This is a genomic window from Planomicrobium soli, from assembly GCF_003014655.1.
Taxonomy (GTDB): Bacteria; Bacillota; Bacilli; order Bacillales_A; family Planococcaceae; genus Planococcus; species Planococcus soli_B.
Window position 1 is genome coordinate 57,435 of sequence record NZ_PYAT01000007.1, and the last position, 12,516, is coordinate 69,950.

A 12,516-nucleotide genomic window follows, 5' to 3' on the forward strand; every position below is an offset into this window, starting at 1 on the left:
GGAGGCTACTAAAAGAGGATGCAAATTAAACTTTTGATTGATTTTAATTGAAGTATAAGTAATTAAAGTGTTTACGTTTTGTGTAATGACCACGTGCACAGCTCAATTTACTTGTTAAAAGACATAGAAATAAAATGGTTTAGTTTGTTTAGCTATTTATATGGAGTATAAATAGCCTCTCATGCGCCACTAGAGGTAATGAAGAGGAGGTACTTCCTTATCAAATGTTAGAAATTTTTTTATTGTTAGTTGTTCTACAAAGATATACTTGAGAAATTAGAAGTGGGACGATTGGAAATTAAGAGATATTTCTAAAAAGAGCAATGCCCTAAATAAGCCTAAATGCTTAAGGGATAATTAGAGCATTACAAAAAGATTGCAGTGCATTTGAACGCAAATTAAAAGCCCTATATTATTAACAAATATCTACACCAATAAGCCAAATTGGGGTACTTAAAACATTTTGGAAATCTTCAAAAATTTTTTTTGTCGATTTAAAATTCACAGTACTACTACTAATATATGTTGCTAAGTTCCCTGCAGCGGTTACATATATCAGTAAATCTACATTCTCTGCGTGTTCTATTTTAATAGTTTTTAGAATATCTCGGTATACTAATCCCCAATTTCCAAATTGTATTTCTCCAATAACCGTAGGCTTACTTTTTTTATGTATTTGGTTTTCTCCAGAAGAAAGCTTGGATGGATCAAGTTTTAATGAATAGGCTGCAAGCTTCCATTCATTCCTATTTCTTTTTCCAAGTTCTTTGTTCCATCTTGCTGGCCCGTCAAATATTGGTCGGCGTCCATAACAATAATTCCAGAAACTGGTTACGTTATAACTTACATCATACAATCCAAAATCAAAGCCTCCTGATTTTGAAGAATCGTAGAAAACTCCTTCTTCAAACGTTAGTTCGTATTTCATATCAGTAAAAGAAGTTTTTAAGCTTCTTCTAATAGCTTTATTAAGAGCGGGTGTTTTTAAACGTCTCTTATAATAACTTCTTGTTTTTGTTTTCCTTTCTTTTGACGAAAAATCTTGATTCAACAAAGTTACATTGAGACTATTTTCCATTTGTTTTCTTATATAAGGGTGATTATCTAAAAAAGCATTAGCGTGTCGAAAGTATTCTTGTTCGACAATTTTTAAATCTCCGGATTTTCTAGAAGCCCAAGTTTTAGCTTGTATAGCATTCATTGTCATTGCAAAAACTCCTTTGTAAATTGAAAAAAACAATATAACTAGTCATAAATATTCTAGGGTGAATGAAAGAGAACTATCTTGAAGGAATTTCGATAAGAAATTTAGAAAACTACATATTTTTCAAAACAAAATATTTTCTTTTTATTGAAAGCTGTATAAGATTTTTAGTAATCCCATTAACACTTTTCTTATCTTAACTTTTGTTGGAAATTTTTATTAATTGGTGAAGTAGCCGCATCATTTAGTAATTTTTTTTTACTTTTCTCAGAACATAAAAGAGGGAGGACGTCTTCAATATCATGTGTATAATAATCAAAGTATTTTTTATATTCTTCTTCTTCTAGATTATTGTAACTGCCATTAAAATCAGGATAGCAACGCGGATTTCTTTTTGAATTTTTATCCCAATAAGGATAATCATCAATATTTGTATTAAAAGACATTCTTACAAAACCCATTAACATATCCCTTGGGCGACGTCTGTTTACTGGTGAGAAATGAGTGAATTGTTGAAAATCTTCATTTCCATAATTTAATTCTTGCTCAAACATCATTAATGAGAGAACGGTTAGAGCTGCCTCTTCTTGCTTATTATCTGTTATTTCGTGAGGCCAAGTATCTCCGAACCAGATGATTTCGCAATTTTCAAGGCTAGAATGCATTGTTACATCTCTTAACATATTGTAATGAGTCGGCTGTTTACTGTTAAAAAGTTCAATATATCTATTAGTTGTGTATATGTATAGATCAAACAGACCTTGTTTTGGAACTTGAATTAACTCACTATTTGCTATTTTGCCTTAATATCCTCTGAAATTAAATCCAATATTGATTTTTTCTTTATATGATTTCATAACCTCATTAAATGTTTTCTTTTTGAGCAAAGTGTCTAGATAATCTTCGTATATTTCAACCATAATATTCCTCCTTTTTAAATAATTATAACTATTATAAAGTTTAAAAATAAGTATTAAACCATTTTTTTAATCTAGTTTTTGATTTAGAAATAAATTAATGAAATTAAAACTATTTTATACAAAAACTTAGGAAATTTTTTCTTTTTCAATAGCAATTCTCTAATTATTATAATGTTAAATTAGATACATTTAAGTTCTTATGAATAAGGGAGTGGGGAAGCATGATAAGTGATCACAAGGTTCTATTGCATTTTTTAAAATCATCATTTTCTACGCATCAGATGGACTCGCTCATGAAGCACGATAGATTTAAAACAAAAGGCTGGAAGTCCTTTGAAATAATCAAAAAGTATTCACTAAAGGATGCTGATAAAGGTAAATTATTTTTATATACTCCGAAACAGTGTAATGAATTAATAAAAAAATTGATTGAAAATCCTAATTTACATGGTATAGACACACTTATAACTAATGAAAGTCCTCATAGTATAGAGAAATATAAAGAAACCTTTATATTAGCTCAAAACGAAGAAGCATTTTATAAAGTTTTTAATGGAGAAGCAAGAAATATAATTCAAAATTTTTTTAAATCCAGAAAAAATCTTGTCGGAATTTGTCAGTTAAAGAACTGTAATGTTAAAGATGGTCTAGAAACCGCACACTTAACAAAAGAAAGAAAAGATATATTTAAAGAAAGTGCATTAAATTCAATAGTTGAATTAGAAGGAGAGTTAATAAAATATGATGTTTATAAAACTATGACGTCATACCTGTTAAAGCATCAAGCACATAACAGGATTCGTTTTCTTTGTAAAAAACATCATATTGAATTAGATGCTTTGAAAAAAGGAAGTAATAAAAAGACATTAAAAATCTTTAAGGATTTAATCTCAAATGATATGGATGAAATAGAAAAAAAGAAATTAAAACCTTCACTAGTGCCAGCTTTTCCAATAGGGTTGAAATATAAACAAATAAATAGTAATTCAGGTTTGGTAGAATGGAAAAAGGAAGTTTTACCTATTAATTATAAAATAATGAAAGATGGAAATGTTATCTATAACGGCGTGCATAAGGAAGGAGGATTGAAAATATCTGGTCTTACTTCTAGTCGGAACTATGAATTTAGTTTAATTTCTTATAATGATTACGGAGAAAGTCCTACATCTTACTTAAACATAAAAATAATGAAAGATTAAAGTGGAAACTAATTGATTTTAGTATTTAATTTGGAATTCTTATATCTTCCTAGACTTTTTTGATATTGAAAAGGCTAAAGGTAAAGGCAAGTGATATTTTTTCGTCTTAATATTAGCCATACTATAGCTTTATACAAAGCATAAATTCATTTACTTAAGGATATAGTTATTTTTCTATACTGAATTAGAATCGATTGAAGAAATGATGAAGATTGAATGTTTATTTTGATTACATTGAGAATAGGAGATGCAAGACATATTTTCTTGTCTTAGGTCATCTGTATCAATGCCTACTTCTTTTTAAATTGATGTATATAAAGATGACAATTATAGCTATATATATAAAGTGACAGACTACATTGGAATAAAAAAATTGAACGAATAGATGGCCGAACGCCTGAAGAAGCTTTTTACGACTTTCGCTTTTTAGGGAATTCACGTTTTGCTAAATGTTCTTATGAGTTAAAAATTCAGGAGACTATTGTGTTTCTTGAAGAATTAAGAGATATTCATAATTTAGAGCCTGTTCTTTATTTTGGTATTGGGCCGCATGAAACGCATCGATCTGATAATTTAAGAGAATTTTATGCTCATCGTCCATTAGAGCCGATTGAGACTCGGTTTCCCATGATCGAGACCTTCCGAGAAGACATCGATGTAAAATCTATTATTGAAGAAGAATGGGGCATCAAGCTTCCAAGAATGTATGCGATGGGCTTCTCCCATGCAAACTGTGGAGGTCGGTGCGTACGTGGAGGCTTCCAGCACTATGCGCAACTTTACAATGTATGGCCTGACCGTTATGCATTGCAAGAAGAAATGGAAGAAAACTTCAGAAGGGATTTCGAGAAAAACGTTTCTATCCTTAAAAAAGATGGAGGACCTTACACTTTACGTGAATACCGTGAGCGGATGGATCGTGAAGGCGTAGAGAATTTCTTGAAAATTCCAGATGAAACCGTTCCTTGTGTTTGTTCATTTTCCTAAAAGTACTTAATATAAAAAACTTGAAAGCCAGAAGACTCAATTGAACTCTGGTTTTCAAGTTTTTTTATGTGATTTAATAATAGAAATTTCTAATTCCCCAATAACCTTTACCTTTTTCTTCTACAGGATAGAACAGATCATGCTCATCCCCGATAGAACTCCTAAAAATATCGCAATCACTGGAGTGCAAGTAAATATGCTTTCTTACTTGCGATTTCCAGTCAACATAGGAATCAAGATCGATCATATTACGTTTTGCTATAGTAAAGTATATATCTTCAAGAGTGCCTTTACCGCCAAGTGAAACTAAAGAGTACATTATTTCTTCAAGCCATTGACCTTGTTTTTTCATATCCATCTCCTTAATATCCTATTAATTTTAATTTAGTAATTAATCATTAAAAACCAAGAGTATATTTATTATATCAATAAAAATCTTACTTATAAAAAACACTGAGGTTAAGTTTAAGTTCTGTTGATAATTTTTACTGTTTATATTATTTCCTTTAAAGTTTTCCAGATTAGTCATTAGTGAAAAGTTGGAACTTTAATCCAATTCAAACGTAAAAGAATATAAAGGAAGAAGGAGGGGAGCAAGATGCAAACTATCATTTTCATAGCTGCAATCTTTTTACTGTTTTTCATTTTAGATAAACTTTTAAGAAAATGGTTTAAGGCTGAAAAAGTGAAGTTTGAAGACTCGCCTGCCAAAGAACTCAATCGGCGGGGAGAAAGGGTTATTTTTGTTATTGCCCTGTGCTGTCTTCCTTTTGTGATTATGAGCGAGACGCCTGTCTGGCTGCTATGGTTTCTTATCGGAAGTATTATTGTGCAGAATTTTTTTCAGGCTTATATGCAATGGAAATATGCTCACGATGCCAGAGAGCATTTGGTGACGCTTTCTCTAATTCCGGTAAGCATAGCCGCCATGATTGCTTTTGCTTTTTACATCTGGTGATTTAAACGGTTTATTATGAATCACCGGAAGCAAGCCGTTAATGGTGGCGATTGGAGGAAACCCGATGGAAGTAGTAATCATGTTAATCCTGATAGCTCTAGGGCTTTTCCTCTTGGAGAAACTCATAAGAAAGAGGATGAATATCAAGAAAGTGGAGCTAAGGGACACTCCGGCAAAAAGCATTGACTTTTGGGGGCGAGGGGTTATTCTGGTCCTCGCACTGTGTACCATCCCTTTTAGTGCGGGTGCAGAAGACATGGAGCGGCTGCTTTGGTTTTTTGTTGTCTATCTTTTAGCTATAAATCTTTTTCAGGCTTATTTGCAGTGGAAATATGTAAAAGAAACAAAAGAATACGTCGTGACCCTAGTGACTTTTCCAATCGGGATTGCAGCTTTTCTTTCGATCCTTTTCTTTTATTATTAAAGAAAGTATCCTTTCCCGCCTCTTTTCTCTATCTACAGAGTAACCCTAGAAAACTGTTGAATGACAAGCTTCTAGGAATACTTTAAGAGAGGTGGAAAAGATGGAAAAAGAGATCTTCATCCGAAAAGTGGTGCACAACACAGAAGGCGAGCTTTACCAGTTTTTGTACTTGGATCCGGAGACAGGGCAGGAAGAGCCGGTGAACCCTTTCGAAACCGGATTGTTTCAGGAAGTAGAGGCTTTGGAGCCGGAGCTTCTCGAAATCCGCTCGAAGCGCGGGGCGGATGCCAAAGGCTATTACCGCGGCGACAAGTTTGTCGTAACGAGAGGGTCGAAATTTGCAGGTTCGACATCGCCGAAATGCCCGAAAAAGCACGTGAAACTGCGCGAGCATCTGCTGCTCGAAGGGCTGGTTGTTCCGCTTGGCCGGCAGCTCCTCGTTATGCAGGACATCGAGTTCGAGTCGCCGATGGCAGCGATGGGCGCGGCGATCGGCGGCTGGGTAAGAGGGCCGCATGACTGGAAAAAAGTGACGAGGGACTAGATGAAGAAAGCGTGGATGGTTTCTAGTTGCGCGGCGGTTCTGATTCTTGTGCTTGGTCTTGGTGTAAGTGCCGGATGCTTCAGCGCCGGTTTTATCGCGATACTGGTCTGCTTTTGGGCGGCTGCTGGTTTCACTTTCATGCTCATCCTGATACTGGTTCTGCGGAAGAGCCGGGTTCGCATGGACAGGGGAACGGTTGTTATCGGACTTCGGTTATTTTTGCTTTTCCTCAGTCTGTCCGCTTTTCCGCTTATCACAGTCTTGGTCGTATGGCTTGCTAGCATTAAGAGCGATTCGAGAGAGTCTCGTCGTTGAAAATGGAAGAAAACGGACTGCCTTTTAAGGCGGTCCGTTTTTTAATGGAAACAATCTAAGAGATGATAGGCAGTCAAAGCATCATCCCCCGCTGTTTCGGGGAATGATGCTTTTTGAAATTCGATGGGATATCTGAATATACTCCTGCGCCTTAAAATTCAATGGCAGATCCTTCAAAAAAACAAACAGCGTTTCCAGGTCGAAATTTTCTTCCGATGGCCGAATAGGATAGGCAATCGCTATTAACTCCATGAAACTGCTGTTGAGCATATCCTCTTTATTCAGTTTTAAATAAGTGATGATGTGTTCTGTGTGATCCGGGAAAAAGTATTCCAGAAAGAACCAACTGATGAATTCATGGCGGAACTCCAATAAGTCAACGTTTCCGTAGCGATTCAATTCTTTTGCGGTTTTCCATTTTTCTTTTGCCAGCAAGAGAAATTCCACGATTCGTTTTACTTCCGCTGTTTTGATCGGACGGTAGGAAACGTTAAGGGTGTTGAGCAGTTCTGTCAGAACCAGTTTGTCCCTTTCATCATACAAAAATGCGTCTTCACCTATATCCATTCTATCCCGCTCCGTCCAATGGCTATCATAAGGGGGGAGGAATTTATGGATGGTGTCGCTATGGTCCGTAATCGGGGGCATGGTATAGGGAAAAGTTACGCACGACTCCAATATCTCGTGTCCTAAGGCAATTTTATCCCGTATGCCTGGCTGTCCGACTTCGAGCCTGTGCAAGTTTCTGGCAGCTAAAGCCAAGCGGACCGGGGCCGGGTTCATCGGTATAATGAAATTGATCTGCTCGTAGTCGGTATTCGTATTGAACAGCTCCAGCGCTTCAAAAAACTCAACGATGCTTTCTTCCGAACAATTGTCGATATGGTCGACCATCACTACGACTTTGTCAGACGTTTTACTGAGCCATACGTTGATCAAAGCGTTGAGGCTTTCGATCACTTCCACTCGTGCGCCTAAGCGGTCTCTGTAAGTGGGGTATTTTATTTTCGTTTTCAGCTCATCGTATGTTGGCTTGATGAACAGGATGCTCGTTCTTTTGAAAGCCGGAAAGGCGACGATGGTAATGAATGCGTAGACAAATGGCGTTAAGCCCAACAAAATACTGGCCAGTACACCCCCGGTAACAGCAGTGCCCGGAGCTACAGTCACCGGCAAGTTGATGACAAACCGAATCGCAAGAAAAATGAGCGCCGACAGCAACAACGCCAGCAAGAGGGTAATTTTCCGTTCCCGGACTATGGTGAGTAAAACGTATTTCCAGTAAGCCAGTTTGGCTTTATTGCCGTGTTGTTCCTGGTATTTGTTGAAAAGCTGCTTCAATAGCGCTAACCAGATCTTTTCCTGGTCGTCGTATTCCGAAGCGTCAAACCGGACTACATGAAACCGTTTGGACTGCCGCGGGTGGAGCGTGTCTACGTTTTTATTGGCTTTGGTGATTTCGATTTCAATAAGATTCAAAAATGCCGATCTGCCTTCTCCCCAATCATTGTAAACACCGATAACCAGGGGGGAATGCAGTCTTTTATCCATGAGGAATCTTGTAAGGGCCTGAGCATGCTGCTGGCGTGTCGGGGTATCCCGCACTTCTTCTATGGTGATGAGGACTTGGAACTTGTAAGTGGCGTCACCCGATGCTGCTTGGAACTCAAATTTTTTCGTTTCACCGGTATGGATGCTGCGGGGAGTCCAAGAGAACGTTCTGGATTCAGGTTCGAAAACCGCAGTTTCCGGTGTAGGCAGCATGGAATAGTCCACTGGAGTTCCAAGCGGATCAGTACTGGCCAATTGAAAAGAACCTTCCCTTCCAGTCTGCCACTTCAGCCACGGACCTGAAAACGTATGGATGAGATACCTGACGGGCTGTCCTTCCCCTATTATTACTTTGTAGTTATCGGAGCTTTCGAAAGCCATGAAAAGACCCTCCAAACTTCTATTTTTATCAAATAGTTATTTTCAGAGCAGCCGTTCGGATTATCGCAGTCGAATACATGTGGTGGCGGTAATGGCCTCTGTTAAAAATAGCGTCGGAAAAATTGTCTTTATCTGTCATTATCATATCATTTGTATTCAATTTTGTGTCATAAAATCAGAATATTACTATAATTCGAGGGGGTGATCTTTTTGTTTTGTTTATCTGGATTTGGGGCTTCTATATGATGGTGCTGATTTTATTTTCCTTGGTATGACCGCTTCTCCGGTTGCCACGGTAATCGATTATACGGCATATTGATCATATAAATGGAAAGAAGTGAAAAAGGGTTAATGGCGAAAGAAAAACCGGCTGCCAAGCAGCCGGTTTTTTTCTAATCTGTGATTCCTTATTTCTTCGTACAGGAAAACGCCAGCACAACCGGAATTCGGCGTCTTCTTTCAAATTCGTTCCCGTCGGAAAAGTTTTCACGTTGAGGCGTGCCTTCCCGCAGATCGGTCACAGTAAAGCCGGAACGCGTAAGCGCGCTGAAATACTGCTCGATGGTCCGGTGGTATTTCACCACGATTTGTTCGATCCACGGTTCTTTTCTTTCCCCGTCCAAAAAATAATCGTCCACAATCCAATCTTCGCGGCGGTCGCCCGTTTTCTTGCTGCTGAAGGAGGCTGTAGTGATCGGGTGTTGGACGCTGAAGACAAATTTGCCGCCTTCCTTTAATGTAGAATGGACGTTTTGAAATAGGCCGTTGATGTCCGCTACGTAATGGATGGCAAAACGCGATGTCACAATGTCGAACTTTCCTTCCGGGTATGGATAGGATTCCATCGTGTGAGGGGAGACGCTTCCGTTAACATGCGAGAGATTCCTCTTTGCCATTTCCAGCATCTGCTCTGAACCTTCAACCCCTGTGTAACTTGCCGCGCCGCGTTCCAATAATTCTTTGCCGAAAAGAGCGTCGCCGCAGCCCAAGTCCACAATCGCCTGATGTTGAAAGTCGCCAAGCAGTTCGTAGATGATCGGCGTTTCAATTGCGTTATTCGGACTGTCTTTCCTGTTTCTTCTTTTCAAATAAGCCCATAGAAATTCTTCCTCATCGTAAACACGCGGTCCCTTAAATTCCATAGACGCCTCCTTATATATCTCATCAAGTTTCTATCTGTATAATACCATAAAAAGTAAATTTTCCATTTTAACCGGTCGTATAACGCAACAAGCGCACCAGTATTCGGTTCATTTCTTCGGCGCTTTGGCGGAAGTCCTGCCGGTGCCATTCTACCGCCAGGCCGATGATGGCGTTGGCCTGGTAAGCGCTCAGCATGGACCGGTCTTCCTCGGCCGGGCTGAGAGAGCCGAAATCCTTTTCCATCAACTGCTGGATATGTTCGAGCAGCAAATAATAATACGACAACGGCGCGGTTTTGGAAAAAACGATCTTGTAGAACTTCTCGTATTTGGCGATATGATGGAAAATGCGGATCGTCGCTGGATTCAATTGGCCGGTGTCCAGTATCTGCACATGTTTATACGGCTCTAAATAGGAATCCGTCAAATCCTTCATGATATCCTTGTAGTAATCTTCGAAAAGGTCTTCTACATGTTCGTAATGCGAGTAGAACGTTCCGCGGTTCACTTTTGCGATGCTGCATATTTCCGTGATCGAAATCGACTTTAAGGATTTTTCTTTCAACAGAAAAACGAGGGCCTCTTTCAACGCCTCTTTGGTCTTGACCACGCGCAAATCGGTTTTCTTCATTTTTTTTCACCTCTTATTAAACAAATTTTCGGAAAATGTACTTTATCCTACAGTCTTGAGTTTTTTGCTTATTGAAAGCGCTTGCTTTGGAGGAATATACTTTTATTATACAAGTGTTCAATAAAAATTGGAGGTTGATGAGGATGAGATTGGACGGAAAAGTTGCGGTTGTTACAGGTGCGGCATCAGGAATGGGCAAGGCGATTGCGGAATTGTATGCGGCTGAAGGGGCAAAAGTGATTGTGGCTGACCTTAATGTTGAAGGCGCTGAATCCGTCGTACAAGGCATCACGTCAAATGGCGGAACGGCGAAAGCGGTAAAAGTGAACGTTGCCAAACAAGAAGATATTGACACGATGATCGATACAGCTGTCAGCGAATATGGTACGCTGGATATCCTTGTCAACAACGCGGGGATCATGGATGGGTTTGAACCGGTAGGCGATATTACGGACGAAAAATGGGATTTGATTTTTGATGTCAATACAAAAGGCGTGATGCGTGCAATGCGCAAAGCGATTCCGATTTTCCTTGAAAAAGGAAAAGGCATCATCGTCAATACGGCGTCCACCGGCGGCTTGAACGGAGCCCATGCCGGCGCCACTTATGGAGCATCCAAACATGCAGTTGTCGGCCTGACGAAAAATACCGGTTTTATGTATGCAAAAGAAGGCATCCGCTGCAATGCAATTGCACCGGGCGGCGTGGCAACGAACATCGCTTCTTCCATGACGAACATCAATCAGTTTGGCGCTGGGCGCACGCAAGTGGTGCAAGCCGTAATGCCGCGCGTTGGACAGTCGGAAGAAATTGCCCAAGTTGCGCTGTTTCTTGCCTCCGACGAATCAAGCTTTGTCAACGGCACCGTCATTACGGCAGATGCGGGCTGGACAGCGGCTTTCTAAGGATTCGTGAAACAAAAGCTCGTGCTAAATGAGACTGCATATGCGATAGAGAACGCCAGCTGTTTATGGACAGCTGGCGTTTTTGTGCGCTAAGAAATCGGATCGTCCAACCATTCCTTATTTCAAAAATACCAAGCCGCAATAAAAAAGTTATCCAAACTGTTTGACTCTTTTTTCGTGAAAGCGTTATTATAAAAACCAACAGTTAGATGCCAGGCAAGCTGGACGCGCATCCGATTCGTTTATTCGTCAGGATATTCGCCGCAAGGTTTTACCAATAAGTTGATACCAGGGGGACTGCAAATTGCCTTATCAATTAGGTCGGAACTTTAAGTTTTTTTCGTTGAATTCAAATCCGGAACTTGCAAAGGAAATCGCGGAGATCCTGGGCTGTAAGCTGGGGAAAAGTTCGGTCACCCGTTTCAGTGACGGGGAAATCCAGATCAACATTGAAGAAAGCGTACGGGGAACAGAAGTCTACCTGGTCCAGTCAACATCCCAATCGGCCAATGAACACATTATGGAGCTTCTTATCATGATTGATGCTTTGAAGCGGGCATCGGCCAAGACTATCAATGTTGTCATTCCGTATTACGGCTATGCCCGGCAGGACCGGAAAGCAAGTTCGCGCGAGCCAATCACGGCGAAGCTCGTCGCCAATATGCTGGAGACGGCCGGAGCGACCCGCATCATCACATTAGATCTTCACGCACCGCAGATCCAAGGATTCTTCGACATGCCGGTGGACCAATTATATGGTGGAACTATCCTGGCCGACTATTTCCTCAATAAAGGATTGGAAGACGCTGTGGTTGTGGCTCCGGACAACGGCGGATTGGGACGGGCCCGAAAACTCGCAAGCCATCTGGACGTTCCGCTCGGGTTCCTCGATAAGCGCCAGCCGGAACCGGGTGCGCCTGAAGAAATTAAAGTTGTCGGGGATATCAAAGGGAAAAATACCATTATCATCGTTGATATCATCGATACTGCGTCCACGATCAACCTCGCTGCCAGAGTCCTGATGGAAGGCGGCGCGAAAGCGGTCTATGCCTGCTGCACTCACCCGGTTTTATCGGGATCTTCTGTCCAAAAAATTGACGAGGCTCCGATTGCAGAACTCGTGGTCACCAACACCATCGAAGTGCCGGAGGAAAAGCGCATTCCAAAACTTACCGTCCTATCCATCGCGGCGCTCCTTGCCGAAGCGATCGAACGGGTGCACAACGAAAAATCGGTGAGCCCTTTGTTTGAGTAACCTAGAGTAATTTAAAGCGGAAGCCAGACCGATCAAATCAGAGCTGAAAATAAAGCCTATGAAGAAAAGCATTGCTTTTTCTTCATAGGCTTTTAACGTT

At 40.0% G+C, this 12,516-nt stretch carries 14 protein-coding genes; 8 read left to right on the plus strand and 6 right to left on the minus strand.

Annotated elements, in window-relative coordinates; translation table 11 throughout:
• Positions 1–415: 415 nt before the first annotated feature.
• Both B0H99_RS10420 and B0H99_RS10425 read right to left on the minus strand, forming a co-directional pair.
• Positions 416–1,207: a BglII/BstYI family type II restriction endonuclease gene (locus tag B0H99_RS10420; RefSeq protein WP_106533610.1), complete on the minus strand. Its 792-nt coding sequence runs from the start codon at positions 1,205–1,207 to the stop codon at positions 416–418.
• 188 nt (positions 1,208–1,395) lie between these two features.
• Complete coding sequence (locus B0H99_RS10425; protein ID WP_106533611.1) at positions 1,396–1,869, minus strand: hypothetical protein; 474 nt, start codon at positions 1,867–1,869, stop codon at positions 1,396–1,398.
• A gap of 548 nt (positions 1,870–2,417) precedes the next feature.
• On the opposite strand from B0H99_RS10425, the gene B0H99_RS10430 reads away from it, so the two are divergent.
• Complete coding sequence (locus B0H99_RS10430; protein WP_146137266.1) at positions 2,418–3,323, plus strand: fibronectin type III domain-containing protein; 906 nt, start codon at positions 2,418–2,420, stop codon at positions 3,321–3,323.
• Positions 3,324–3,806: 483 nt separating this feature from the next.
• A complete protein-coding gene (locus B0H99_RS10435) occupies positions 3,807–4,310 on the plus strand; it encodes a hypothetical protein (protein WP_181313648.1) in 504 nt (167 codons plus the stop codon).
• 73 nt (positions 4,311–4,383) lie between these two features.
• Here the strand turns inward: B0H99_RS10435 and B0H99_RS10440 are convergent, their stop codons facing one another.
• Positions 4,384–4,662: a hypothetical protein gene (locus tag B0H99_RS10440; RefSeq protein ID WP_106533613.1), complete on the minus strand. Its 279-nt coding sequence runs from the start codon at positions 4,660–4,662 to the stop codon at positions 4,384–4,386.
• Between the two features lie 246 nt (positions 4,663–4,908).
• On the opposite strand from B0H99_RS10440, the gene B0H99_RS10445 reads away from it, so the two are divergent.
• From B0H99_RS10445 to B0H99_RS10460, 4 genes are all read left to right on the plus strand, one after another.
• The gene (locus B0H99_RS10445) at positions 4,909–5,268 is read left to right on the plus strand and encodes a DUF4181 domain-containing protein (protein WP_106533614.1); all 360 of its coding nucleotides are present in this window, start codon (positions 4,909–4,911) and stop codon (positions 5,266–5,268) included.
• A 64-nt stretch (positions 5,269–5,332) separates the two neighbouring features.
• A complete protein-coding gene (locus B0H99_RS10450) occupies positions 5,333–5,692 on the plus strand; it encodes a DUF4181 domain-containing protein (protein ID WP_181313649.1) in 360 nt (119 codons plus the stop codon).
• 127 nt (positions 5,693–5,819) lie between these two features.
• On the plus strand, positions 5,820–6,236 hold the full coding sequence (locus tag B0H99_RS10455) for a DUF4357 domain-containing protein (protein WP_245894493.1): 417 nt from the start codon (positions 5,820–5,822) through the stop codon (positions 6,234–6,236).
• The gene (locus tag B0H99_RS10460; RefSeq protein WP_106533617.1) at positions 6,237–6,551 is read left to right on the plus strand and encodes a hypothetical protein; all 315 of its coding nucleotides are present in this window, start codon (positions 6,237–6,239) and stop codon (positions 6,549–6,551) included.
• Between the two features lie 81 nt (positions 6,552–6,632).
• On the opposite strand, the gene B0H99_RS10465 is transcribed toward B0H99_RS10460, so the two are convergent.
• From B0H99_RS10465 to B0H99_RS10475, 3 genes are all read right to left on the minus strand, one after another.
• Entirely contained in the window at positions 6,633–8,483 is a 1,851-nt protein-coding gene (locus B0H99_RS10465) for a P-loop NTPase fold protein (protein WP_106533618.1), read from the minus strand.
• A gap of 407 nt (positions 8,484–8,890) precedes the next feature.
• On the minus strand, positions 8,891–9,625 hold the full coding sequence (locus tag B0H99_RS10470) for a class I SAM-dependent methyltransferase (RefSeq protein ID WP_106533619.1): 735 nt from the start codon (positions 9,623–9,625) through the stop codon (positions 8,891–8,893).
• Between the two features lie 67 nt (positions 9,626–9,692).
• On the minus strand, positions 9,693–10,256 hold the full coding sequence (locus tag B0H99_RS10475; protein WP_106533620.1) for a TetR/AcrR family transcriptional regulator: 564 nt from the start codon (positions 10,254–10,256) through the stop codon (positions 9,693–9,695).
• A 143-nt stretch (positions 10,257–10,399) separates the two neighbouring features.
• On the opposite strand from B0H99_RS10475, the gene B0H99_RS10480 reads away from it, so the two are divergent.
• Both B0H99_RS10480 and B0H99_RS10485 read left to right on the plus strand, forming a co-directional pair.
• Positions 10,400–11,161 (plus strand): SDR family oxidoreductase, encoded by a 762-nt coding sequence (locus tag B0H99_RS10480; protein ID WP_106533621.1) that lies wholly within the window; start codon positions 10,400–10,402, stop codon positions 11,159–11,161.
• A gap of 304 nt (positions 11,162–11,465) precedes the next feature.
• Positions 11,466–12,416, plus strand: coding sequence for a ribose-phosphate diphosphokinase (locus tag B0H99_RS10485; RefSeq protein ID WP_106533622.1), 951 nt, complete (start codon positions 11,466–11,468; stop codon positions 12,414–12,416).
• The last annotated feature ends 100 nt before the right edge of the window (positions 12,417–12,516 follow it).

Coding starts and splice junctions, on each gene's coding strand:
- B0H99_RS10470 (WP_106533619.1), bottom strand. CDS start 9,625: ATGGAATTTAAGGGACCGCGTGTTTACGATGAGGAAGAATTTCTATGG.
- B0H99_RS10420 (WP_106533610.1), bottom strand. CDS start 1,207: ATGACAATGAATGCTATACAAGCTAAAACTTGGGCTTCTAGAAAATCC.
- B0H99_RS10465 (WP_106533618.1), bottom strand. CDS start 8,483: ATGGCTTTCGAAAGCTCCGATAACTACAAAGTAATAATAGGGGAAGGA.
- B0H99_RS10460 (WP_106533617.1), top strand. CDS start 6,237: ATGAAGAAAGCGTGGATGGTTTCTAGTTGCGCGGCGGTTCTGATTCTT.
- B0H99_RS10475 (WP_106533620.1), bottom strand. CDS start 10,256: ATGAAGAAAACCGATTTGCGCGTGGTCAAGACCAAAGAGGCGTTGAAA.
- B0H99_RS10430 (WP_146137266.1), top strand. CDS start 2,418: ATGAAGCACGATAGATTTAAAACAAAAGGCTGGAAGTCCTTTGAAATA.
- B0H99_RS10450 (WP_181313649.1), top strand. CDS start 5,333: ATGGAAGTAGTAATCATGTTAATCCTGATAGCTCTAGGGCTTTTCCTC.
- B0H99_RS10440 (WP_106533613.1), bottom strand. CDS start 4,662: ATGAAAAAACAAGGTCAATGGCTTGAAGAAATAATGTACTCTTTAGTT.
- B0H99_RS10445 (WP_106533614.1), top strand. CDS start 4,909: ATGCAAACTATCATTTTCATAGCTGCAATCTTTTTACTGTTTTTCATT.
- B0H99_RS10480 (WP_106533621.1), top strand. CDS start 10,400: ATGAGATTGGACGGAAAAGTTGCGGTTGTTACAGGTGCGGCATCAGGA.
- B0H99_RS10425 (WP_106533611.1), bottom strand. CDS start 1,869: ATGCATTCTAGCCTTGAAAATTGCGAAATCATCTGGTTCGGAGATACT.